We start from the raw sequence: 24,093 nt of genomic DNA, 5'->3' as shown, positions 1-24,093 counted from the left end.
GGAGCTTCAGTCGAGGTGTTCAAAGTCGATCCGGGCCGCCCCCGGATCGTTGGCCGATGCGCCCAGACAGATGCTGCCGCTGCCTGCCAGCATCAGTTCGCCATGGCGCAGCAGCATTTCACGGCCGCCCTCTACGCGGACAAAGCTGCCATTGGTACTGCTATCGACCAGAAAATAATCCCGCCCCCGCTGCTCGACCCGGGCATGCCGGCGGGACACCCGGCTGTCACCGACCTGCAGCAGGCAGGCCGGATCGCGGCCGATGCTCAATACCGGGGTTTGCGCATCGACCACCCGCAGCTGATCGCGATGGCGCAGACACAAGCGTTCCCCGCTACCTGGAGCGGCTTGTGGCATAGCCGGCCCGGCAGGGAGAAAGCGGCGGCGATACAGTACCAGCCCGGGCAACTCAGCGCTGGCCAGACTTTCCCAGTCGCTTGCCAGCCGCTCCGGCAGGTGCAGCAGGATCACCGTGCTGACGATGGTTTCGCCCGGGCCACCCAGCTGCAGCATTTTTTCACTGTCGGCCATGGCCAGCCGGTCCGGCTCATCCGCCGCCGCGCCCGGCAGGGCCGCGTGCACGGCCACCCGCAAGGCCAGCTTGTGGCCACCGACCGGTGGCAGCGCGGCGATTCGCTGTTGCATGTCGTAGGCCGCAGTGCAGGCGGCTTCCGGGTCCGGCAATACTGCAACCAGGCGGGTTGAACCGCTGTGCAGGGGACGTCCGCCGCAGGCCTGCAGCACCCGCTGCAACCGGTTGGCGCAGCGCTCCAGCGCCTGTCCGGCCTCGCCGTCGCCCACCCGGCGGCGCATGCCGAGATCGCCGATCACCTCGGCCAGGAGCAGGGTCAGACGATGGCTGGCCACGATCAGGCTCAGTCGGCGACGAACAGCGGGATGGTGCCCGACATCGGCATTTCCTCGCGGTCGAATACGGTATCGCCCTCGGCCACCTCGGTCCCGAGGTTCAGGCCGCGGAAATCGAACAAGCCGGTATCGGCCAGATGCGACGGGACGACATTCTGCATCGCGGTAAATACCGACTCGGTGCGCCCGGGAAAGCGGCGATCCCATTCCTGCATCATTTCGCGCACCTTCTGACGCTGCAGGTTGTCCTGCGAGCCGCACAGATTGCACGGGATGATCGGGAACTCCATGCCGCGCGCAAACTTGGCGATGTCGGCTTCGGCGCAATAGGCCAGCGGGCGGATCACCACGTGAGCCTGGTCGTCGGTCACCAGCTTGGGCGGCATCGCCTTGAGCTTGCCACCAAACAGCAAATTGAGGAACAGGGTATGCACCATGTCGTCGCGGTGATGGCCAAGCGCGATCTTGTTGGCGCCCAGTTCCTTGGCGGTGCGGTAGATGATGCCCCGGCGCAGCCGCGAGCACAGCGAGCAGGTGGTCTTGCCTTCGGGAATCTTTTCCTTGACCACCGAATAGGTGTCGGCCTCGACGATACGGTATTCAATCCCGATCGACTCGAAGTAGCGCGGCAGCACGTCGGCCGGGAAGCCGGGCTGTTTCTGGTCAAGGTTCATCGCGATCAGGCGGAACTTGACCGGCGCCCGCTGCTGCAGCGCCATCAGCATCGCCAGCAGGGTGTAGGAGTCCTTGCCGCCGGAAATGCAGACCAGGATGGTGTCGCCATCCTCGATCATGTTGTAGTCGTGGATCGCCTTGCCGGTGCGGCCTTCAAGGTATTTGCGCAGTTTCTGCAGATTGTTCGACGGGGGATTGGCTTGGGTCATGGAGCGTGCGCCGTGCTAACTCGCGGTTATCACGGTCAACCGGAAAAAACCGCAAGTTTACCCTGATACTTCGTCGACGACTGCCTGCAAATAGGGCGTCAGCAAGGAGATTTCGCGCTCCAGACTATCTAGTTCGTGTGCCAGCCCATCCGGCCGGCCGTTTCCGGCCCGGCTTTCGATATCGGCGGCGACCCGCGTCGCCGGTTCGGCAGCGAAGGTGGCCAGGGTGCCCTTCAGGCTGTGGGCGGTCCGCGCCACCAGCGCCAGGTCACCGGCCGCCAGCCCGCTGCGCATGGCAGCCAGGTCGCCGACCCAGGTCGCCAGGAAGACTTCGGCAATGATCTCGACTACTTCACGGTCGGCTCCGGCCAACGCCTCGCCGTAACTGAAGGCTTGTGCCTCGCTGCCGTCACCGGTCTGGCCGCCGAGTTGCAACAGCTTCTCGAGGAACTCCTTGACCTTGATCGGCTTCGCCAGATAGTCGTCCATCCCGGCGGCCAGGCAGGCGTTGCGGTCATCGACCATGGCCGCTGCTGTCATCGCCAGGATCGGCGTGCGTGCCTGCCCGCGCTCGGCTTCCAGGGCGCGAATCCGGCGCGTGGCCTCGATCCCGCCCATCACCGGCATCTGCATATCCATCAGGATCAGGTCGAATCTGCCCCGGCGGAAAGCTTCCACCGCCTCCACGCCGTTTTGCGCCAGCTGCGCGCGGTGCCCCCATTTGTCCAGCAAGCCGAGCGCCAGTTTCTGATTGGTTGGATGATCCTCGACCAGCAGCACATCCATCGCCCGCTGCAGTTCACGCAACGCATGACGGGTGACCAGTTGCGATGGCGCCGGCAGACTGCCCGCATCGCGCGGGCTGCCGAAAATGCGGCAGAGCGCCCCGAGCAACTCCTCGGCGGTAATCGGCTTGGAGAACAGGCCGCTGATCCCGACTGCCTGGCAGCGCTGGCTGTCACCGCGCACAGCCGACGACGAGAGCATCAGCATCGGCGGCGGGGCCGGGAATTCATGATTGATCTGGTAAGCCAGTTCGTAGCCGTCGACCTCCGGCATCTGCGCATCGAGGATGATCCCGTCGAACGCCAGCCCCTCCTCCTGGCGCAGGCGCGCCAGCGCTGCCTCCGCCGACGCAACCGGCTCGGATTCGATATCCCAAGCATCGAGCATGCCGGCAAGGACGCGACGGTTGGTGGTGTTGTCGTCGACGATCAGGATCCGGCGATTTTTCAGATCGAGCGGATAAACGTTGGCAGCCGGCGGATTCGGGTCGAGCAGCAGGTCGACCGTGAAATGGAAGGTGCTGCCTTCGCCAGGCCGGCTGTCCAGCCACATCTGGCCGCCCATCAGGTCAACCAGGCGCCGCGAGATCGAAAGACCAAGCCCGGTGCCGCCGTACTTGCGGGTGGTCGAGGTATCCTCCTGCGAGAAGGCCTCGAAAATCAGCTGCTGCTTGTCCGTTGCAATCCCGATCCCGGTATCACGGACCGAGCACTGAATCGAGACCTTGCTGCCGCTCTGCAGCTTGAGCGCGATGTGGACGCCGATTTCGCCGCGCTCGGTGAACTTGATCGCATTGCCGAGCAGATTGAGCAGCACCTGACGCACCCGGCTGGGGTCGCCGATCACATGCGCCGGAACGTCGTTGGCAACCTCGCAGACCAGTTCGAGGTTCTTCTCGTGCGCGCGCAGGGCCAGGGTCTTGACCGCTTCGCTGACCACCCGCGGCAGATTGAAAGAAATGTGCTCGACCAGCAGCTTGCCGGCCTCGATCTTGGAAAAGTCGAGGATGTCGTTGATGATCGTCAGCAAGGCCTCCGACGAGGATTTGACGATGCCGAGATACTCCCGTTGCTCCTCGGTCAGCGCAGTGTCGAGCGCCAGATCGGTCATGCCGATGATGCCGTTCATCGGCGTCCGGATTTCATGACTCATGTTGGCCAGGAAGTCGCTCTTGGCGCGGCTGGCCGCTTCAGCGGCCTCCTTGGCCTGCAGCATCGCCTGTTCGACCTGCTTGCGCTCGGTAATGTCGATGATTACACCAAGCAGGCCGTAAATCTCGCCGCTGCGCCGAGTCAGTGCTGCCTTGCGATAGATCGCGTCGTGGTGCTGGCCATCCCGCGAATGGACGACGCATTCATAGGTCTGGACCCCGCCCTCTGCCAGCAGCGCTTCATCCTTGTCGACATGCAGGCTGGCATCGGCGGGAGAGAGCAGATCATGCAGGGTTTTACCGATCAGCTGCTCGCGCCGGCTGGCGAAGAAAATCTCGAATGCCCGGTTGATCCGCAGATAGCGGCCATCGTGGTCCTTCATGTAAACCGGCAGCGGGATGGTTTCGATCAGGCCTTCGACCAGGTCCAGCTGTTCCGACAGTTCGCTTTCCATCCGCTTGCGGTCGGTGATGTCGGTACGGATGCCGATGTACTGCTGCGGCAAGCCATCCTTGCCAAGCAGCGGCACGATCGAGGCATTGACCCAGTACAGCCGGCCATCGCGGGCACGGTTGCAGACTTCGCCCTGCCAGACCTCACCCCGGGTGATGGTGTCCCACATCCCGGCAAAAAAATCCGACGGATGGATGCCTGAGCGGATCAAACGGTGATTCTGTCCGATCAATTCCTCGCGACGATAACCGCTGATTGCACAAAAACGGTCATTGGCATAGATGATCACACCGTCGCGATCGGTAATGCTGACGATCGCGTGCTGATCAAGCGCGAATTTCTGGTTGGCCAGATCGCGCTGATCTTCTTCGCGGGCGATCACCAACTCGCCGATCCGCTGCGACAATGCGGCAATGTCGTCCTCGTCCACCACCCCGTCGTCGCCGGCATTCGGCAGCAGGTCGTGCACCAGCTGACGCAGTGCGGCCAGCGCCGACTCGCGCTGCTTCAACTCGTTGCGCAGGCGGTCATTGGCTTGCGACAACTCCCCCGATGACAGTTCCAGGCTGCGGGTACGCAGATCGAGGTCGCGTTCATACTGCTCGTAACTGGCGTCGATCCGCTGCAATAAATCGGGAAACCCCTCAGCCAGTGCCTGCAATTCCGGACTGGTAACCGCCACTTGCTGCAGCTGCGTCAACAATGCCGCCAGCCCTGCCTCATCGGCCACACCGATACTCCGCTTCAGCTGGCGCTGCAGGGCCTTCTGCATGATCGGCTCAGCGTTCGCCGAGGTAGGTGATGGTCATCGTCTGGTTGTGCAGCTTGCACGATGCGCCGGGCGTGAAGGGGCTGATTTCGCCGTAAGAATAGAAGCCGGTCAGCACCGCGTTGCTGCCGAACACATCGGCGACCGCCTCGACTTCCTCGTCCACCCGGCCACCCATCACCAGCTTGCGGCCGACGCAGCTGACCAGAATCGCCAAGCCAGCCTGTTGTGCCTGCAGCATTTGATTGGCAGCTTCGGCCGCACATTCGGCGCCATTGACCAGCTTGTCGGTGCTGGCGTGCATCAGTTTGAGATAGCCATCCTGCTGGATTTCACCGGCCAGGGTCAGGCTGCCGGTACTTTCATCGACGCCGAGAATGGTGCGGATCAGGCCGATGGCGTTGTGATCCTCTCCGAGCATGGCAAAGGGGAAGAGCAGGCCGGAGGCCGGCAAGCCCTTGGCGTGTTCGCCGAGATAGCGCTTGTACACTTCCAGCGCCGGCTCGCCATCGAGCTCGTGGAGCACATTGCCGCTGCAGCGGGTGACTTTGCGTGCCGGGCCGAAGGGCTCCCAGCCGCCAAAAGAGCCGTGGGCAAAATTGAGACGGTCGCCGCACAGGCCGACGGCGACCACTCCGTTGTCGCTGACGCCGTTCTGGCCGAGAGTCCAGGTCTGCTGAAACGCTCCGGCATCGCCAGCCAGTCCGCCGGTGATCGGCACCGCGTCGCCGACCACGCTGGCGATCCCGCTGACCAGGGCGCTGCCGTTGATCTGGACGCCGGGACCAAAAACCAGGATGGCCTTGAGATCGGGGGTGGCCAGTTGCTGCCCGAGGCGGACACCGGCGGCAAACGAATCGTCCATGCCGGCCAGCGCAGTGGCCGCCTGACGCAGCGAAGTGTGGGCCAGGTCAATGGCCGTGACGACACAACTGCCATCGTCGACGCCCTCCGGCGAAATTTCGCCGGCCGTCGAGCAGCCGAGCAGCGCTGCACCGGGTGCAGCGGCAGCGAGGGTGGCCGCAAAACCGGGATGGGTAAAGTAATCAAGGCCGGCAAAAACCAGCAGCAACTTGGGGGCGGCAGCGGCCAGTTGCTTGCCGAGGGCAGCCAGTTTCTCCGGCTTGCGAACGATGATTTGCGTGACCTGCATGATGTGCTCCCCCCGTGGAAAATTTGCCGGGAAAAATAGCACAACTCACGCCTCGCAGCATCGTCCCCGGTACAATTCCCCTCTTTTTGCCGCCCATCATGACCCGTTTGCCCGTTCCTGAAGCCGCCGCCCTGGCGCATAGCCAATCGCTGCTGGCGACGATTTGCGGTGAAATCGAGCGCGCCGGGGGCTGGTTGCCCTTTGCCCGTTTCATGGAACTGGCGCTGTATGCGCCCGGGCAGGGCTATTACACGGCCGGCGCCCAAAAATTCGGTGCCGCCGGCGACTTCATCACCGCCCCCGAAATGACCCCGCTGTTTGCCCGTGCGCTGGCCCGCCAGGTGGTACAGGTGATGGCCTGCTCGGCCCCGCAAGTGCTCGAAATCGGCGCCGGGTCGGGACGTCTGGCCGCCGACCTGCTGCTGGCACTCGAAGCCGCCGGCACGCTGCCCGAGCACTACCGGATCCTCGACCTCTCGGCCGATCTGCGGCAACGCCAGCAGGCCACCATCGCGGCAGCGGCACCGCATCTACTGGCTCGCGTCGAATGGCTCGATACGCTGCCGGAAACATATTCCGGGGTGGTGGTCGGCAACGAACTGCTCGACGCGATGCCGGCACATCTGGTGGCCTGGCGCGAAAACGGCATCCACGAGCGCGGCGTGATCCTGAGCGAGAACGGTTTTGCCTGGGCCGAGCGCCCGGCCAGCGGCGCCCTGCTCGCTGCCGCTGAGGAAATCGTCGGACAATGTTCGCTACCGCCCGGTTACGAAAGCGAGATCAGCCTCGCCAACCGCGCCTGGATGGCCGACTGGGGTCGCCGCCTGAGCCAGGGCGCCCTGCTGTTGCTCGATTACGGTTTTCCCCGCCGCGAGTATTACCATCTGCAGCGCGGACGCGGCACCCTGATGTGCCACTACCGCCACTACGCCCATCCCGATCCCTTTTACCTGCCGGGGTTGCAGGATGTCACGGTCCACGTCGACTTCACCGCGATTATTGCTGCCGCCGATACCCAGGGGCTGGACCTGCTCGGTTACTGCAACCAGGGGCAGTTCCTGCTCAATTGCGGCATCCTCGACGCGCTGGCCGAATTGCCGCAAGGCACGCCGGAATACCTGAAGGCCAGCAACATGGTCGGCAAGCTGCTGATGCCGCACGAAATGGGCGAGCTATTCAAAGTGATGGCCGTCGGGCGCGGCCTTGACACGCCCTTGCTCGGCTTTTCCAGCGGCGACCAGAGCCGCCGGCTATAAACCTCAGCGGCGCCGCGCCAGTTCGCGGAAGCGGTTGGGCTGACCGAGCAACAGCCGGCCAAATTCGTCAAGCAGCGCCTGATCGACCGCAGCGGCTGCCAACTCATAGGGGGCAGCGCCGAAACGTTCGAGATTGCGGGCCTCGATCAAGATCAGGCCACGGGCAAAATCAGCCCGCCAGCGCACCGAAACCCCGAGTTCGCCGCGAATTTCGAAACGCACCCGCTCGATCAGGCGTTTGTCATTGCGAAACTCCTGGCTGCTGAAGTTCAGACCAAGATCGAACAGCAGCGCCCGGAAGCGCTCGGCATTGGTATCGTCGCGTTCGCAGGCAATGTTCGGCGCCCCGCCAAGGCGGCAGGTGAAGCTCACCCGCTCAAGCAAGGCGCCCTCGCTGTCCGGCTGGCGCCGGTAGTCGGCAAAGCCCTCCTGCCAGTGCAGCCCGTGCAACGCCAACTGGTTGAGCAGCTGATAGTCGCGATTGATCTTCGGCTTGAGGATATTCAGCTGCTGCACCAATTCATGCAGGTAACGGAATACCAGGTTGAGCGCCCGGTCGATTGCCGTCGCACTGGTCGCCTGGCTGGTTGCTGCCGCATTCTCTTCGCGCTGGCGGACCGAGGCTTGCTGACGCAGCTGTTCGAGCAGACCGCCGGTGAGGGCGACTGGCGGCGCCGTACTCGCGGGCGGCGGCGAGGCAATCGCTGCCGCTGCGCTGGCGGCCGGCATCGGAACAGCCCTCGCCGGCGGCGGCGGCGGAATCTCCTGTGCCGGGCGGGCACGCGCCGGATCAAAGGCTTCGATCTCGGCGAGCAGCGAGTTTTCCAGCGCCGCCAGATCCGCCGCCGGATGGCTGGTTTGGGCTTCCCGCTTGGCACGCAGGGCGGCGACGATGGCCGAAACGCGGTCAGAGGACGAATTCATTGCATTAGCGGTAAAGTCGATTAAACTGAAACACGATTATCACCCGGAACGAATTGTCATGGATGCCACCTCAATTGCTGCTATGGCCACCTCGATGAGCAATACTCAGGTCGCCAGCGAAGTGGCGACGACGGTGTTCAAGAAGGCGCTCGACGTGCAGGAACAGGCTGCCATGCAACTGATCGCCGCCCTGCCGCAGCCGCCAAGCAACCCGCCACATCTCGGCAACAGCGTCGACGTCAGGGCCTGAAGCGGCAGCCGCCGCGCCAGGCCGGCCTCCCTGCCGTTCAGGCGGGCAGCGTCAGCACCCAGTCACGAATGGCCGCAGCCACCTGCGGCCATTCCTTTTCATGGGTCACCGCGTGCCCCATGTCGCGGAACAAATGGCAGTCGAGGCCATAAGTATGTGCAGTGGTCTGGACCAGGAAAGCCGGTACCAGCATGTCCTTCTCGGCGCCGAGGATCAGCATCGGAGAACGGTGCATGCGCCACACTTGCGGCAGGTTGAACATCGACATGTCCCAGATCGCTCGCTGCGATTCGTTCTGCATCTGGCCCAGCCAGTCCTGCAACATTTCTTCGGCGACCTCGCCAGCGAACAACGCTTCACGCAGGGTTTCAGTATCGGTGTACTCGCCGGCCAGGATGCGGTTGATTTCAGCAAACAGTTGCGGCTTTTGCAGCAGCAGGTGGAACTGCGCCGCAATCAGGCCTTGCGGCGGCACCGAGCAGAGCAGCACGGCCCCGGGCACGGCTTGCCGTTCCAGATATTTCTGAACCACGAAACCGCCCATCGAATGCCCGACCAGCACCGGCGCCTGCCCATGCTGATCGGCAATCCAGCCGGCAATTGTCGCCAGGTCATCGACATAGTCGCCGATCGAATGCCAGGCGATCCGCTCACGCCCCTCGCTACCGCCGTGGCCGCGCAATGAAAGGGCATAACAGGCAAAGCCGGCGGCAGCCAAAAAGGGCATGAAGGTTTCACGCCACATCCAGCCGCCGGCGAAGGCACCGTGAACGAACAGCAGCGGCGCCTTGCCGTTGGCGTCAGTCGGCAGTGCGGAATAGACCTCAAGACCGGCAACGCTGCGCTTTTCCATCATCAGAAATCCTTAAAAATCGGGGTTGACCGTGAACACGGCCGTTAATTTGGCCAACGGCAGCGAAACCGGCTATTCTGCCGCACCTAGACTCTCATCCGGATGACCGGCTGCAATGCTGAAGTGGATACTGACCTTAGTGCTGGCGATATTCCTGCTCGGGCTGATCGCGCCGCATCTCGCCCGCTTCATCCGTTTCGGCCAGCTGCCGGGAGATATTGCGGTCCGTTTTCGCGGCCGCAGCTATCATTTCCCCTTTGCCACCACGCTGTTGTTCTCGCTACTCCTCTGGCTCGTCAGCCGGCTTGTTTAATGCCTGCTTGACGGCAGTGACGCGAGCCGCGTGAATGCGCTCGGGAATCCGCGTCTTGTCCGCACACTGGCGGGCGATTTCGCCGGCCGCCACCGCATTTGCCGCCGCCAGCGCCTGCCGGAAAATCGGGGGTGAGATGTAGTCGCGGTCCTGCCAGCCACCACGGCCGTTGTAGTCGCAGCGACAGGCTTCGAGCAACTGGCTGAAGCGCTCGGGACGGCGGAAGGCGTCGGTTTTTTCGAGCAGGCCAACGATGGTCGCCGCACGCAGATCGGCAACGCGATGGATGGGACCATGGTGACGCGCCATCAGCAACGCCAGTTCGCGGCATTCGCTCGGGACCCGCAGACGGGCACTCAGGCCCTCGACCAACGGCACGCTACGTTCCTCGTGGCCGATATGGCGCGGCAGAATATCGGCCGGCGTGGTCGCCTTGCCGAGGTCGTGGGTCAGCGCTGCGAAGCGCACCGCCAGCGCGTAGCCATGGCGGGCACTCTCATCGACCGCCATCAGCGTATGCACGCCGGCATCAATTTCCGGGTGGTAGTCGGCGCGCTGCGGCACGCCGAACAGCGCGTCGACCTCGGGCAGCAGCCGGGCCAGTGCGCCGCATTCGCGCAGCACCTCGAACATCCGGGCCGGCCGCTCTTCCATCAGTCCCTTGGCCAGTTCCTGCCAGACCCGCTCCGGCACCAGGTGATCGACCTCGCCGGCGGCGACCATCTGCCGCATCAGCGCCAGGGTTTCCGGGGCCACCGAAAAATCGGCAAAGCGCGCGGCAAAGCGCGCCAGCCGGAGGATGCGCACCGGGTCTTCGACAAAGGCCGGGCCGACGTGACGGAGAATTCTGGCCTGCAGATCGCGTTGACCGTGGAAAGGGTCGATCAGGCCGCCTTGCGCATCCTGGGCGATGGCGTTGATGGTCAGGTCGCGGCGGGCGAGGTCTTCTTCCAGCGTGACTTCAGGTGCGGCGTGGAAGGCAAAGCCGTGGTAGCCGGGGCCGGTCTTGCGCTCGGTGCGCGCCAGCGCGTATTCCTCGTGCGTCGCGGGGTGGAGGAAAACCGGAAAATCCTTGCCGACCGGCCGGAAGTCGGCCGCCAACATGGCTTCGGGCGTGCTGCCAACGACCACGTAATCGCGGTCGGCATCAGCACGCCCGAGGAGTGCATCGCGCACGGCGCCGCCGACGAGGTAGATGTCCACAGTCGACGCCTGCCGGGTGCGCAAACGCTGGGCTTAACGCCCGGCGCGGAAACGGAAGCTGTCGAGCTTCCCCTTCGGCGTGTTGAGTGCGACGTAGCTCGGCGCCACCGCTTCCAGCGCCGTCGGCTGCCAACCGGCCGGCGGCTGGCTGCTGGCGTCGGCAACGCTATCGATCTGCATCGAACGCAGGTTGTCCGGCGACAGCAGCGGCTGCGGTGCCAGCCACATCAGGCCGGCCTGCAGGTAGGCCCAGCCTTCGGAGAGGGCGATCACGCTGGCCTGACTGCGGGTCAGTTCCTTGGTGTAATCGACCAGTTCGCGCAAGGTATAGGTCTTCGGACCAACCAGATCGTAGGCCTGGCCGAAGCTGGCTTCGTCGTTCAGCGAGTTGACGAAGGCATCGGCAACATCAGCCACCCAGACCGGCTGGAAGCGGGCATGGCCAAAACCGAGCGGGAAGATCGGGGCCTTCTTCAACACCTTGGCAAAGGTGGCCAGGAAGGAATCGCCGAGGCCGAAGATCACCGACGGCCGGAAAACGGTGACATCGAGGTCGCCCTGGGCGGCGAGCACCACGGCTTCGCCATCACCCTTGGAGGCGAGGTACTCGGACGGACCCTTGGGGTCGGCCTTGAGCGCGCTCATGTGCACCAGGCGGCGGACGCCGGCAGCCTTGCAGGCAGCGATGATCTTCTTCGGCAGTTCGACGTGGGCCTCGGCAAAGTCGCGGCTGTAGGGAATCTGCACGTCGCGGCTGTGCAGGATGCCGACCAGGTTGATCACTGCATCATGACCGCGCACCAGCTCGTTCAGGGTCTCCTGGCAGTGGATGTTGGCTTCCGGCATCTCGACGCCGGGCTGGATGATCAGCGCCTTGGTCCGCTCGCGCCGACGGGTCGGAACGGTGACCTGGATGCCGCGCTGCGCCAGACGGTTGACGATATAGGTACCGACGAAACCGCTACCCCCCAGCAGCAAGACCTTTTTGATGTCCATTTCGAAACCCCGGAATACTTAGTGCGAAAAAACAGGATTTTAACGTGAAAGTGGCGATGCAGGCGCATCCTGCATCGGGCCACTGCGATTAGGGCAGATCCGGGTCCTTGAAGCCTTCGCCGACACGCGGCCCAACCACGCCGAGGCGGTTTTTCAGCGAATCCGGACGGCCGGTGAACAGCGCCGTGTAATAGACCGCGTTGCTCATCACTTTCTTGACGTAATCGCGGGTCTCGGCAAAGGGAATCGTCTCGGCGTAGATCGCCCCCTCCAGCGGCCGTTCGGCGCGCCATTTACGGGCGCGGCCGGGGCCGGCGTTGTAGGCGGCCGAAGCCAGCACCGGATGATTATCGAGGTTTTCCATGACCAGCCGCATGTAGCTGGTACCGAGCAGGACATTGGTTTCGGTGTCGTTCACCTTACCCTGATGGAAGTCGCGCAGGCCGATTTTCTTGGCCACCCACTTGGCGGTCGCCGGCATCAGCTGCATCAGACCTGAGGCGCCAACATTGGACTTGGCGTGGGTGATGAAGCGGCTTTCCTGGCGCATCAGGCCATAGACCCAGGCGTCGTCAAGCGACTGGTTTTGCGCCGCCGGCCGCACCTGTTCGCCGTAGGGCGCGAGGAAGCGCAGGCTGTAATCGTGTTCGTTGCGGGTCTTGTCGGCGGTGTTGATCGCCCGGTCCCAGATCTGCTGCTTCTTGGCCAGTTCGGCCGCAGCCAGCAGTTCGCGGTCGCTCATGCCGCGCAAGGCCCAGTTCCATTCGCGGACGGCTTCGGTGCGCATGTCGAGGCGGAAGAAGGCGAGCGCCCGCTTGAGACCCGGGTTATCGCGCGCGGCCTTCTGCTCGTCGCTATCCGGCGCCCTCGCCTTGGGTGGCGGCAGTACGCTGCGGCCCAGCTCTTCGTCCGCCAGGTTACCGTAGAAACTGGCCTGCCCGGCGATCTTCTCAAACAGCGCATCGGCCTCGCTGGTACGGCCGCCGGCACGGTAGGCGCGGCCCAGCCAGTAGGTCCATTCAGGCAGCGCCGCCAGCGCCGGCGGCATCGCCTGCACCGCATCGCGGACGCGCCCCCAGTCGAGCGCGCGCAACGCGGCGCGAACCCGCCACTGGTGGCCCTCGTCGCTCAAGAGCGCCTTACCGGCCCGGGCGTACCAGTCATTGGCCTCGCTCAAATGCTTCTTGGCGGCCTGCAGTGCAATCTGGCTCCACGCCCACTGGCGTTCGCCGTCGTGCAACTTGCCTTGCAGCTTGTCCAGTTGCTCGGCGGCAGCGCGCGGGTCGTTGCTGGCGATGCGGGCAACAGCAATCGCCGCCAGTTCGCGGCCGCTGCGGCTGCCCGCCCAGTTGCCGGGGAGCTTGGCCAGATAGGCCATGCCACTGCTCACCGCCTGATCAAAGCTGCGACCGTCCGGGACCTGGCTTTCCGGCAGGTAATTGAGCGTGCTCAGCGCCTGACCGGGGCGGTTGGCCTCGACCTGGCGGCGGGCGCGCGCCCAGACCTCGTCGACCCCCAGGCGCTGGCTGGCGACCAGGGCTTCAAGCACCGGACGACAGGCCTCGGGCGGCTCCAGCTGGGTCAGCCACAGCTTGCCGGCTTCGTCGAGCACCGCCGAGTCGTTGCGCTGCAAGCGCGCCTGCTGCTGCCAGCAGGTCTGGTCGGCCTCGGGGGCGAGCAGACGGGCATATTCGCCCTCCACCTCGCTCCATTGCTGCCGCTTGCCCAGCCAGCGCAGCCAGTCGCCGCGCAGTTTCTCGGCGACGTAGGACTTGTCGTGGCGCAGCAGGAAATCGCGGATCGCGGCGCTATCGCCCTGGTCCATCCACATCCGCAGCCGGTAATTCTCGACATAGGGTGCCAGTTCGTGACCATTGACCTGGCTGGCGGCCCGCTCCAGCTTGTTGCGGTCGCCGGCGCGGAAGGCATCGCGGGCGGTCAGGAAGGCGGTGTCGCGCGGGTCCTGAGCGGTTGCCGGCAGGGCCAGGCAGGCCAGGAGAGCCAGCAGCGAGGTGCGGAACAGGCGGCTTTTCGGAAGATAATGCGCGAGGCGAAGGCCGAGACCCGGCCGGATGGGCTGCGACGACGAATGCAACATGCTGGATGTATCGAATGAATCAGATGAAACAGGACGGTCAGGATAACACGGCACCCCCGCCCGACCGCCGCCAACTGCGGCGCGAAATGATCGCCCGACGGGCGGCACTGGACCCGGCCACCCATGCCGCCCACTCCGCTGCCATCGCCGCCCGCCTGCTGGCGGCACTGCCGCCGCCCCGCTGCGTCGCCTTCTGCTGGCCGATCAAGCACGAACCCGACGTGCGCGCCGCCGTCGCCGCCTGGCGCGCCGCCGGCAGCCGCATCGCCTTGCCGGTGGTGGTCGCCGAAGCCGCACCACTGGCCTTTCGTGAATGGGCAGAAGACGGCGAACTGGCCCCCGACCGCTACGGCATCCCGACCCCGGTCAGCGGCGACTGGCTCGCCCCCGACCTGATCCTGCTCCCGCTCAACGGCTTCGACGCCGCCGGCTACCGGCTCGGCTACGGCGGCGGCTTCTTCGACCGCACCCTCGCCGCGCTGCAACCCCGCCCCGTTGCCGTCGGCGTCGGCTTCGAATGCAACCGCCTCACCAGCATCGCCCCGGAAGCCCACGACCAGCGGCTTGACTGGCTGGTCAGCGAGGCGGGGGTCTGGCGGATAGAAGGCTGAAGGCGGGGTTTTGTGTCGACTTCGGTTTCAGTAGCGCCGGTGTCGTCGCTGCAACGGTCGACACTGGAAATGGGCGGTTTTTTGGGTTGACCGTGGGGGTTGGGTTTTGGCGGTTGCCAGTTACCGCTTGCAGGGACTGAGGTTTGCCGGCGGTTCTTGGCTGAATTGGCGCTGCTTTCCGCCGCTGACCGGCGGGCATACTTTCTTTTGCTTCGCCAAAAGAAAGTAGCCAAAGGCTATTGCTAGCGCAGCTAAAAGGCGACCCAGGCTACGCGGTCGGCTACGCCGACTCCCCTGCGCTACTCGAACCCGGCGGGGGCTGCGGAACTCGGCCCTGCGGGCCTCAAACAGTCCTCGCCCCTTTTCCGCCGGCCTCTGCGTTGCTCGGCGCTCCACATGGGACCCTAAAGCGTCTCGGGCTGAAAGGCTGTGCGAGTGAGTGATTTTTACGGTCGACAGGGAAAATGAGCCGTTTTCTCGGTCGACAGTGGCATATCTGCCTTCATTTGAAAGAGCTTTGTCATAGACGGATATCACTTCCGCATGTATGCTCGATGGGATATTCCAACCATGGTCAGAAGCGTGCCCAGCCCCCAATTTTCTTGGGAGTATTCATATGCCAATTACTGTCACTTTCGATTTCGATAAACCCAAGTCCGTAGAGTTGAATCGTATTCGAGGAGCATTCGAGCGCCTTGGCTGGGAGCATCTTGGGAACACAGCTTATCGCTACCCAAAGCTTCACGCAGGTCATCCGACTGAAGATTGGTTCAATCACGTTGTTCCTGCATTGATGCTACTTCGAACGTTTGCTCGCGAAATCGTTGCTAGCGGCCGCACGATCAAGAAATTTTCAGTCGACGCGAATAGCTCAACTGGCTACAACCCAACTACAGATATCGGAGTTGTTCCATTAGCTGCGGCAGATATTACTTACTCCACCCCCTCAACTTCAGGTCAACAGTTTGGCCAAGCCAATCTTGAAACGTGGCTTGATGGTGTGACGTGGCCGTATCCATAGAACAGAACAGGGGATAGACCATGGTTTTCACCGGACCTGCAAAACCGCCCATTTTCTGCGTCGACCGTAAAACCGAGACGGTTTTCCCCTGCCCTCTGCGGCGTCGAGCAGCGCAGGGGGCAACGGGATCAAGGGCGAGGACTGTTTGAGGCCCGCAGGGCCGAGTTCCGCAGCCCCCCGTTGCGCCCGAGCAGCGCAGAGCACCCGGCGCAGCCGGGCGCCGCAGTGGGCGCGCCTTCTTTTGGCTACTTTTCTTGGCAAGACAAGAAAAGTACGCCCGCCGGTCAAACGGCGGAAACCAGCCCCAATCCAAAAAAGATTCAGTCAGCCAGAACGATGGCCGTGACTCACCCGAAGGCCCTCAGCGCATTTGGCACCAAGCCGCCAATCCGCCTAGCGTCCACGGTCAACCCGAAAAAACCCCAAATTCCAGACGTCGACCGTGAAAACGGCGAGTTTTCAGCGCCCCAGCCGCAATAAACCCCGCCCTACCCAGAGTTGCAGCAAGGCCACCACGCAGTGCAGCCCGGCGGTGCGCAGGTCGTAGATGCCCGTCCTTAAGGCCAGTTCCAGCGCGTAGCCCTGGGTCAGCGAGAGCAGCAGTGCAGCGACGGCGGCGGCGAGCGCGATGCGGCGGACGGGCGGCGCGGCGTCGCGGCGGAGGACGATCTCGATGCCGAGGCCGGCGACCAGGGTTTGCACGATGAAGGCGGCACCGCTCAGCCACAGGCTCAGTTCGTAGGCGCTCACGGCAATTGCTCCGGGCTGGCGCAGGCGGCGGCAAAGCGGCGCAGGGCTTGGTCCAGCGTACTGCGCGGGCAGCCGAAGTTGAGCCGCAGCCAGCCCGGCGCGCCGAAATCGGCGCCGTCGGAGAGGCCGAGGCCGTGTTGTTCGAAATGCTGCGCCGGCTGCCTGAGGCCGAGTTCGCGCACGTCGACCAGGGCCAGATAGGTGGCTTCGACCGGCGGCATCGACACGCCGGGCAGCGCCGCGACGGCGGCTTGCACTGCATCGCGGTTGCCGCGCAGGTAGGCGATCAGTTCGCCATGCCAGTCATCGCAGTCGCGGTAGGCGGCTTCGGTCGCGGCCAGGCCGAGGACATTGACGTGCGGCACGATGCCTTGCCCGGCGCGGACGAAGCGGCGGCGCAGCGCGGCGTCGGGGATCACCGCGAAGGCGGCACCGAGGCCGGGGATGTTGAAGGTTTTCGACGGCGCCATCAGCGTAATCGTGCGCCGGGCGATTTCGGGGCCGAGCGTGGCCAGCGGGATGTGGCGTTGATCGGGGTCGAGGATCAGGCCGCAGTGGATTTCGTCGGAGCAGACGATCAGGTCGTTGGCGATGGCGAATTCGGCCAAGTCGAGCAATTCGTCGCGGTGCCAGCAGCGGCCGACCGGGTTGTGCGGGTGGCAGAGCAAGAAAAGCTCGGTGTCCACGGTCAACGCCGCATCACGGGCATTTTTGTCCCAGTGCCAGCCGTTGCCGCTCCCGCCCTCCGCGTAGCCAAGGTCAAACCATTGCAGCGGCCGCCCCGACAGTTTGGGGGCCGACAAAAAGGGCGGATAGACCGGGGCGGCGGTGAGCACCGCGCCCTCGACCGTACGGCAGGCGACGTTGAGGGCGCTGACCAGGCCGGGCAGCCAGACCAGCCAGTCGGGCTCGATCGCCCAGCCGTATTCGCGCAGCAGATGCGCCTGCACCGCCTCGACCAGGGCCGGGGTGGCGCCGCCGTAGCCGAAGACGCCATGCTCGATCCGCCGCTGCAGCGCGGCAAGCACCGCCGGCGGCGCGGCAAAGTCCATGTCGGCCACCCACAACGGCAGCACGTCGCGGCCTGCGTACTTGCCCCACTTCAGCGAATCGCTGCCGTGGCGATCGATGGGCTGATCGAAGGGGCTGGCAGACATGGTGGCGAGGCTCAGATTTCGAGGTCCTGGAACAAGGCGGTCGACAGGTAGCGCTCGCCGCAGGACGGGATCACGACCACGATCAGCTTGCCGGCGTTTTCGGGGCGCTTGGCCAGTTGCAGCGCGGCCCAGGTCGCAGCGCCGGAGGAGATGCCGACCAGCAGGCCTTCCTCGGCGGCCATGCGGCGGGCGGTGACGAAAGCATCGTCGTTCTTGACGCGGACAACTTCGTCATAGACGCCGGTATTGAGCACGCCGGGAACGAAGCCGGCGCCGATGCCCTGAATCGGGTGCGGCCCCTTCTGGCCGCCGGAGAGTACCGGCGACGCGTCGGGTTCGACCGCAACCACCTGCACGCCGGGTTTCTTCGCCTTCAGCGTTTCGCCAACGCCGGTGACGGTGCCGCCAGTGCCGACGCCGGCAACGAAGATGTCGACCTGACCGTCGGTGTCGCGCCAGATTTCCTCGGCGGTAGTTTTACGGTGCACTTCCGGGTTGGCCGGGTTTTCAAACTGCTGCGGCACAAAATATTTGGGGTCGGATTCGGCCAGCGCCTTGGCCTTGGCAATCGCACCGCCCATGCCTTCCGGGCCCGGGGTCAGGATCAGCTCGGCGCCGTAGGCCTTGAGCAGCAGCTTGCGCTCGCGGCTCATCGTCTCGGGCATGGTGAAGGCGCACTTGATGCCGCGCGCGGCGCAGACCATCGCCAGACCGATCCCGGTATTGCCCGAAGTCGGCTCCAGAACCACAGTGTCCGGGCCGATCTTGCCAGCCGCCTGCGCGGCATCGAGCATCGCGGCGGCGATGCGATCCTTGACGCTGCTGCCGGGATTGAAGAATTCCAGCTTGGCGACCACGGTCGCAACGCAGTCGGCGCTGAGACGGTTGAGCTTGACCAGCGGGGTATTGCCGACCAGTTCGGCGACGTTGTTGGCGATATTCATGAAACGAGTCTCCGTGAGTTGTGGCCGCCGACTCTACGCAAGCGGCGAGCAGGAAGAAAGACCGAATCGGCAGTTGGTTATAACCGCCAGCAATTAGCCAAGAAACAGCCGGTAAGCCGGATTCGCGGTTTCGTCCCAGTGCGCGTAGCCAAGCTTCTGCAGGAAGGCGCGGAAGGCGTCCATCTCAGCCTCCGGCACCTGCATCCCGACCAGCACGCGGCCGTAGTCGGCGCCGTGGTTGCGGTAATGGAAGAGGCTGATGTTCCAGCCGGCGCTCATCTGGGTCAGGAAATTCATCAGCGCGCCGGGACGCTCCGGGAACTCGAAGCGGTAGAGCAGTTCGCGCAGGCCGCCTTCGCTGACGGCCGGTGCGTGGCCACCGACCATGTGGCGCAGGTGGTTCTTGGCGATTTCGTCGTCGGTCAGGTCAAGCGTCGGATAGCCGTGCTTCTGCAGGCTGTCGACCACCTTGATCGACTCCTTGCGGTCGGCGACCTGGAGGCCGACGAAGACATGCGCTTCGCGGGCGGTGTGGTAGCGGTAATTGAACTCGGTAATGTTGCGATGCCCGATCAGCGACAGGAATTTCTTGTAGGCGCCGGGCTTCTCCGGCAGCGTCACCGCCAGCACCGCCTCGCGCTGCTCACCGACCTCGGCGCGCTCGGCGACGAAGCGCAGGCGGTCGAAGTTCATGTTGGCGCCGGAGGTCACGGCGATCAGGTTTTTGTCCTTGAGCTTGTGCTGGCGGGCGTATTCCTTGGCCCCGGCGACGGCCAGCGCCCCCGAGGGTTCGAGAATCGAGCGGGTATCCTCGAACACGTCCTTGATCGCGGCACAGATCGCGTCAGTATCGACCAGAATGACTTCGTCAAGATATTGCTGGCAGACGCGGAAGGTTTCCTCGCCGACCATTTTCACTGCCGTGCCGTCGGCAAACAGCCCGACCTGCTCCAGGCGCACGCGCTTGCCGGCAGCCAGCGACTGGCGCATGGCATCGGCGTCGTAGGTTTCAACCCCGATCACCTTGATTTCCGGACGCAGGCGCTTGATGTAGGCGGCGACCCCGGCCGCCAGCCCGCCACCGCCGATGGCGCAGAAGATGGCGTGAATCGCCCCATCCTGGCGCTTGTGCTGGCGCAGGATTTCCATCGCCACCGTGCCCTGGCCGGCGATCACTTCCGGGTCGTCGAAAGGATGGACGAAGGTCAGTTTCTCGCTCTTTTCCAGCTCCAGCGCCTTGGCGTAGGCGTCGTCATAGGACGAACCGGCGAGCACCACTTCGCCGCCCCGGCGGCGGACGGCGTCGATCTTGATCTGCGGCGTGGTTTCCGGCATCACGATCACCGCCCGGCAGCCGATCTTGTTGGCCGACAGTGCCACGCCCTGGGCATGGTTGCCGGCCGAGGCGCAGATCACCCCACGCTTGAGCTTTTCAGCCGAGAGGCTGGCGAGCTTGTTGTAGGCACCGCGCAGCTTGAACGAGAACACCGGCTGCAGGTCGTCGCGCTTGAGCCAGATCTTGTTATGCACCCGCCCGGACAGGTTACCGGCCAGTTCCAGCGGCGTTTCGATGGCAACGTCGTAGACCTGGGCGTTGAGAACTTTTTCGAGATAGTCGGGAGCGGCGTGCATTTTCTGAGAGCGGGCGAAAGACAAAGGACGAAATCTAGCAGTTTCGCCGCTGCTTTGTCTGCGCCATCCATTGCTCAAGGGGGGAAATCGGCACAGAATTGACGCTTCCGTGATTACGGGGGGATAAAAATATGAAAACACAGAAATTGGCCAATCGAGTTGCCATTATTCTTACTTTTGCCTGCGTACTGGCTTTTGCGGCAGTCGCTGTCTTTTCCTTGTACACCTTCAGCCGGGCCGAGCGCCTGAGCGCCGAAGAAGCGGCCAAGGGCCAGGTTTCGGCGGTGGTCGACCTGCTCGAAGTCACCTTTCGTTCGCACGAGGCGCACGGCCTCAAGCGCCTCGGCATCCTCAAGACCCTGCTGGGCGACAAGCTGAAGGCGGCTGAAGCCAACGGCGAACAGGATGCCTTCGGCTTTCCGGTCTATCGCGTCGGCGGCGAAGCGATCAACGGCAACGAAAAACTGTTGCAGCAGTGGAAGCAGATCCTGATCGCCGAGCCGGCGCTACTGCTGTTCAACGACAAGGGCGAAATGGTCCGGGTTGCCACCCTGCTCAAGGACAAGGAAGGCAAGAGCATGGTCGGCAAGCCGATTGCCGCCAATGCCCCCGAATCGGAAACCGTGCGCAAGGGCAAGGAGTGGTCGGGCGTGGTGCAGCGCAGCGGCAAGTTCTTTGTCAGCGCCTTCCTGCCGATCGTCGATGCGCAGGGCAAGGTGCTCGGTGCCTGGTCGGTACGCAGCGATGTCAATGAAGACATGGCGCGGCTCAAGGAAACGCTGAAGAAGATGAAGTTCGGCGACAGCGGCTATCCCTTCGCAATCAAGATCGAAGCCAACCAGGAAGACAGTTTCTTCACCTTGCACCCCAAGCTGGAAGGCCAGAGCGCCAAGGAGGTCAAGGGTCCGATGCCGATGCTGGTGGCCGAAATGGCCAAGCGTGACGACGGTACGCTGATTTACCCGTACGACGACGGCAGCGGCCGCGAACGAGAAAAAATCGTGGTCTTCAAACGTTCGCCCAGTTGGGGCTGGACCGTGGTCGGCGGTACCTGGCTCGACGAATACAACAAGAATGCGGCGGCAATGCGCCTGCAACTCGGACTCGCCTGCCTGTTCGGCGCGGTACTCTGCGCGCTGGCCGGCTGGTTTGCCGTCAGCCGGGGCCTGGCCGGCGTCCAGCCGGTGGTCGAAGGCATGCGTCGCCTCGGTGCCGGCGACTTTTCGCAGCCGATTCCGGCGGCGGATTGCGAAATCGGGATCATCGCCAGCGAGGCGAATGTCGCCCGCGAACATATCGGCAAGTTGATCCGCGACATTTCCGCCTCGTCGCGCAACGCCTTTGCATCGGCCAAGTCGCTTGAGCAGGCGGCTCGCGACGTATCGCACGCGGCCGAAAACCAGTCCTCTTCGGCCAGCGATCTGGCCGCTGCGGTCGAGCAATTGACCACCAGTATCGGCCATACCGGCGACCAGACCCGCAACTCGGCCGAAGCCACCCGCGAAACCCTGGAACTCGCCCGCCAAGGCAGCGCTTCGGCCACTGCCGTATCAGCCGAAATGCGCAAGATCGCCAGCGAAACTGCCAGCGCCGAAGCCTTGATGGACGAACTGGCACGCAACGCCGAACAGATCGCCGGGATGGCCGGGTCGATTTCCGAACTCGCCGACCAGACCAACCTGCTGGCGCTCAATGCCGCGATCGAAGCGGCGCGGGCCGGCGAGGCTGGACGCGGTTTTGCGGTAGTAGCCGACGAAGTGCGCAAGCTGGCGGAGAAGTCGACACAGTTCACCAACCAGATCGCGCAGACGGTTGCCGCCACCTCGGCAGGAACCCATCGCGCCGCCGAAGCTGCCAAGCAGATTGCCGACCAGGCCCGCGAAGCGGCCCGTCTGGCAGCGGCAGCCGAAGGCGCACTGGAGGCGATTGCCGATGCCGGCCAGCGCTCGGTCGAGGCCTCGCATGAAATCGCCACCGCGATCCAGCAGCAGCAATCGACCAGCCAGGCCATCGCCCACAGCGTCGAACAGGTGGCGGCGGCAGCCGACGACAATTCGCGCCAGGCCCATGCCCTGCTCGGCGAGGTGCGCGCCCTTGAAAGCGTGGCACAGGCGCTGGAACAAGGCGCCAGTTCGCTGCGTACGTGATCGGCGGCTGGGAGATCGGCCCGGAATACGGCCTGGGCGGGCTGGTTTTTGCCAGTTTTCTGGCGTCGACCGTATTGCCCGGCGGTTCAGAGGCCCTGCTCTGGGCCTATCTGCAGCACTATCCCGAGCAGCTCTGGCCAGCCCTGCTGCTCGCCACGCTCGGCAATACGGCTGGCGGCATGACGTCCTGGTGGTGCGGCCGGCTGCTGCCGCAACGCAGCCAGGCCTTGCCGCAGCAAACCTGGGTCAGCCGCTGGGGGAGCCCGGCGCTGCTGCTCTCATGGTTGCCACTGGTCGGCGATGCCTTGTGCGTCGCCGCCGGCTGGCTGCGCCTGCACTGGCTGCCCTGCCTGCTGTGCATGGCTCTGGGCAAGTTCGCCCGCTACTGGCTGATCGCGCAAAGCGTCTGACAGCTGGCTGAGCTAGACTCCCCGGCAGCGCCCGTACCCTTTACCCCGTAACCCGTAGCGACGATCAGCCCGCATGTCTCCGGTTCCCTTTGCTGAAGCCCTGCGCTTCTGGTTCAAGCTTGGCTGCATCAGCTTTGGCGGCCCCGCCGGCCAGATCGCGCTGATGCACCGGGTGCTGGTCGAGGAAAAACGCTGGATTTCGGAGGCGCGTTTTCTCCATGCGCTGAATTACTGCATGTTGCTGCCCGGCCCCGAAGCCCAGCAACTGGCCACCTACCTCGGCTGGTTGATGCACCGCAGCCTGGGCGGCGTGGTCGCCGGCCTGCTCTTCATCCTGCCCTCGCTGCTTCTGCTGCTGGCGCTGAGCTGGCTGTATCTGGCTTACGGCGATACGGCGCTGCTCGGCGGCGTGTTTTACGGTATCCGCCCGGCGGTCACCGCGATCGTCCTGCACGCCGCCTGGCGGATCGGCGGCAAAACCTTGCGGCATCCGGCACTGTGGCTGCTGGCCGCAGCGTCCTTCGCCGCCCTGGCGCTCGGCCGCCTGCCTTTTCCGCTCTTGCTGCTGACCGCTGCCGGCATCGGCTGGGGCCTGGGGCGCTGGCACCCTGCCTGGTTGGGCAATATCCACGGTCAACCAGAAAAAATGGCAAAACCCGCACGGCCGGCGCTGATCGACGATGCCTGGCAGGCGCCGCATACCCGCTTTCGCCGTTCCCGACTGCTGGCGGTCGTCGCCATCGGCGGCGGCCTGTGGCTATGCGGGATGCTGGGTTTGTCCGCAGCCTTTGGCTGCGATCACCTGTTGCCGCAACTGGCGGGCTTCTTTACCCAGGCGGCGCTGCTGACTTTCGGCGGCGCCTATGCCGTGCTGCCCTATGTGCAGCAGGCGGCGGTGGCCCACTACGGCTGGCTCAGCGGCAGCCAGATGATCGACGGCCTGGCGCTGGGCGAGACCACGCCGGGACCGCTGATCATGGTGGTGGCCTTTGTCGGCTTTGTCGCCGGCTGGAACGGCCAGCCACTGGGTAGCGAGCAGGTGCTGGCCGGCGCCTTGCTGGGCGGGCTGGTCGCCACCGCCTTCACCTTCCTGCCGTCCTTCATCTTCATCCTCGCCGGCGCGCCGCTGGTTGAATCGACCCGTGGCGACTGGCGGCTGCAGGCGCCGCTGACCGCGATCACCGCTGCGGTGGTCGGGGTGATTGCACATCTGGCCTTGTATTTCGCCAGCGAAACCCTGTGGCCGGCCGGGCACTTCGATGGATTGGCGCTCGCCGTGCTGCTCGGCGCGGCGCTGGCGCTATGGCGCGGCCTCGGCGTGCTGCCGGTGATCGCCGTTTGTGCCGGCCTCGGTGCGTTAAAAGCACTATCAGGCTGAACCTTTGCCGGGCCGCGCGGGTCTATTTGCCCCCATGCGCCGCCGTTGTTGCGCCGCAATACGCTAAAATCCACCCTTTGCCCGACA

General features: G+C 64.5%; 21 protein-coding genes. 8 read left to right on the top strand and 13 right to left on the bottom strand.

The annotated features are described in order from the left end of the window. Nucleotides 1-6: 6 nt before the first annotated feature. The 4 genes from VX159_RS00635 to VX159_RS00620 are packed head-to-tail and all read right to left on the bottom strand — an operon-like array spanning nt 7 to nt 6,063. Entirely contained in the window at nt 7-867 is an 861-nt protein-coding gene (locus VX159_RS00635) for an FHA domain-containing protein (RefSeq protein WP_371324069.1), read from the bottom strand. A gap of 8 nt (nt 868-875) precedes the next feature. Further along, nucleotides 876-1,751 carry a tRNA 2-thiocytidine(32) synthetase TtcA gene (gene ttcA / locus VX159_RS00630; protein ID WP_371324068.1) on the bottom strand — a complete coding sequence of 292 codons (876 nt, stop codon included), beginning with the start codon at nt 1,749-1,751 and terminating at the stop codon, nt 876-878. Nucleotides 1,752-1,808: 57 nt separating this feature from the next. Further along, a complete protein-coding gene (locus VX159_RS00625) occupies nt 1,809-4,913 on the bottom strand; it encodes a response regulator (protein ID WP_371324067.1) in 3,105 nt (1,034 codons plus the stop codon). Between the two features lie 7 nt (nt 4,914-4,920). Next, nucleotides 4,921-6,063, bottom strand: coding sequence for an FIST signal transduction protein (locus tag VX159_RS00620; protein ID WP_371324066.1), 1,143 nt, complete (start codon nt 6,061-6,063; stop codon nt 4,921-4,923). Between the two features lie 98 nt (nt 6,064-6,161). Here VX159_RS00620 and VX159_RS00615 point away from each other — a divergent pair, with 98 nt between their 5' ends. Next, nucleotides 6,162-7,319, top strand: coding sequence for a class I SAM-dependent methyltransferase (locus VX159_RS00615; RefSeq protein ID WP_371324065.1), 1,158 nt, complete (start codon nt 6,162-6,164; stop codon nt 7,317-7,319). A 3-nt stretch (nt 7,320-7,322) separates the two neighbouring features. On the opposite strand, the gene VX159_RS00610 is transcribed toward VX159_RS00615, so the two are convergent. Then, nucleotides 7,323-8,243, bottom strand: a complete 921-nt coding sequence (locus VX159_RS00610) for a hypothetical protein (RefSeq protein ID WP_371324064.1) — start codon at nt 8,241-8,243, stop codon at nt 7,323-7,325. A gap of 58 nt (nt 8,244-8,301) precedes the next feature. Here VX159_RS00610 and VX159_RS00605 point away from each other — a divergent pair, with 58 nt between their 5' ends. Then, nucleotides 8,302-8,493 carry a YjfB family protein gene (locus VX159_RS00605; protein WP_371324063.1) on the top strand — a complete coding sequence of 64 codons (192 nt, stop codon included), beginning with the start codon at nt 8,302-8,304 and terminating at the stop codon, nt 8,491-8,493. A gap of 37 nt (nt 8,494-8,530) precedes the next feature. Here VX159_RS00605 and VX159_RS00600 read toward each other — a convergent pair whose 3' ends face one another. Continuing rightward, nucleotides 8,531-9,349, bottom strand: a complete 819-nt coding sequence (locus VX159_RS00600) for an alpha/beta hydrolase (RefSeq protein ID WP_371324062.1) — start codon at nt 9,347-9,349, stop codon at nt 8,531-8,533. A 112-nt stretch (nt 9,350-9,461) separates the two neighbouring features. On the opposite strand from VX159_RS00600, the gene VX159_RS00595 reads away from it, so the two are divergent. Then, the gene (locus VX159_RS00595; RefSeq protein ID WP_371324061.1) at nt 9,462-9,659 is read left to right on the top strand and encodes a DUF2905 domain-containing protein; all 198 of its coding nucleotides are present in this window, start codon (nt 9,462-9,464) and stop codon (nt 9,657-9,659) included. Here the strand turns inward: VX159_RS00595 and VX159_RS00590 are convergent. The 3 genes from VX159_RS00590 to VX159_RS00580 form a co-directional block, all read right to left on the bottom strand. Further along, entirely contained in the window at nt 9,627-10,862 is a 1,236-nt protein-coding gene (locus VX159_RS00590; RefSeq protein ID WP_371324060.1) for a multifunctional CCA addition/repair protein, read from the bottom strand. The two genes, VX159_RS00595 and VX159_RS00590, sit on opposite strands and share 33 nt — an antisense overlap. A 33-nt stretch (nt 10,863-10,895) precedes the next feature. Then, a complete protein-coding gene (locus tag VX159_RS00585; protein ID WP_371324059.1) occupies nt 10,896-11,858 on the bottom strand; it encodes a complex I NDUFA9 subunit family protein in 963 nt (320 codons plus the stop codon). 88 nt (nt 11,859-11,946) lie between these two features. After that, nucleotides 11,947-13,956, bottom strand: coding sequence for a transglycosylase SLT domain-containing protein (locus VX159_RS00580; RefSeq protein ID WP_371324058.1), 2,010 nt, complete (start codon nt 13,954-13,956; stop codon nt 11,947-11,949). 14 nt (nt 13,957-13,970) lie between these two features. Here VX159_RS00580 and VX159_RS00575 point away from each other — a divergent pair, with 14 nt between their 5' ends. Next, a complete protein-coding gene (locus tag VX159_RS00575) occupies nt 13,971-14,567 on the top strand; it encodes a 5-formyltetrahydrofolate cyclo-ligase (protein WP_371324057.1) in 597 nt (198 codons plus the stop codon). A 616-nt stretch (nt 14,568-15,183) separates the two neighbouring features. Next, nucleotides 15,184-15,588, top strand: coding sequence for a hypothetical protein (locus tag VX159_RS00570; protein WP_371324056.1), 405 nt, complete (start codon nt 15,184-15,186; stop codon nt 15,586-15,588). 459 nt (nt 15,589-16,047) lie between these two features. Here the strand turns inward: VX159_RS00570 and VX159_RS00565 are convergent, their stop codons facing one another. The 4 genes from VX159_RS00565 to ilvA form a co-directional block, all read right to left on the bottom strand. Continuing rightward, nucleotides 16,048-16,338 (bottom strand): hypothetical protein, encoded by a 291-nt coding sequence (locus VX159_RS00565; RefSeq protein ID WP_371324055.1) that lies wholly within the window; start codon nt 16,336-16,338, stop codon nt 16,048-16,050. Continuing rightward, entirely contained in the window at nt 16,335-17,495 is a 1,161-nt protein-coding gene (locus tag VX159_RS00560) for a MalY/PatB family protein (protein WP_371324054.1), read from the bottom strand. The genes VX159_RS00565 and VX159_RS00560 overlap by 4 nt, the downstream gene beginning before the upstream one ends. 11 nt (nt 17,496-17,506) lie before the next feature. Continuing rightward, nucleotides 17,507-18,439, bottom strand: coding sequence for a cysteine synthase A (gene cysK / locus VX159_RS00555; protein ID WP_371324053.1), 933 nt, complete (start codon nt 18,437-18,439; stop codon nt 17,507-17,509). A gap of 93 nt (nt 18,440-18,532) precedes the next feature. After that, nucleotides 18,533-20,071 (bottom strand): threonine ammonia-lyase, biosynthetic, encoded by a 1,539-nt coding sequence (ilvA, locus tag VX159_RS00550; RefSeq protein WP_371324052.1) that lies wholly within the window; start codon nt 20,069-20,071, stop codon nt 18,533-18,535. 131 nt (nt 20,072-20,202) lie between these two features. On the opposite strand from ilvA, the gene VX159_RS00545 reads away from it, so the two are divergent. The 3 genes from VX159_RS00545 to chrA all read left to right on the top strand — a co-directional run bounded on the left by VX159_RS00545 (nt 20,203) and on the right by chrA (nt 24,006). Further along, nucleotides 20,203-22,218, top strand: a complete 2,016-nt coding sequence (locus VX159_RS00545) for a Cache 3/Cache 2 fusion domain-containing protein (protein WP_371324051.1) — start codon at nt 20,203-20,205, stop codon at nt 22,216-22,218. Further along, complete coding sequence (locus tag VX159_RS00540) at nt 22,215-22,628, top strand: YqaA family protein (RefSeq protein ID WP_371324050.1); 414 nt, start codon at nt 22,215-22,217, stop codon at nt 22,626-22,628. The genes VX159_RS00545 and VX159_RS00540 overlap by 4 nt, the downstream gene beginning before the upstream one ends. A 73-nt stretch (nt 22,629-22,701) precedes the next feature. Further along, nucleotides 22,702-24,006 (top strand): chromate efflux transporter, encoded by a 1,305-nt coding sequence (chrA, locus tag VX159_RS00535; protein WP_371324049.1) that lies wholly within the window; start codon nt 22,702-22,704, stop codon nt 24,004-24,006. Nucleotides 24,007-24,093 lie beyond the last annotated feature (87 nt).

The organism is Dechloromonas sp. ZY10, from assembly GCF_041378895.1.
GTDB lineage: Bacteria > Pseudomonadota > Gammaproteobacteria > Burkholderiales > Rhodocyclaceae > Azonexus > Azonexus aquae.
Note: the sequence above shows the minus strand (reverse complement) of the source record. Positions and strands in the feature narration are given on the sequence as shown.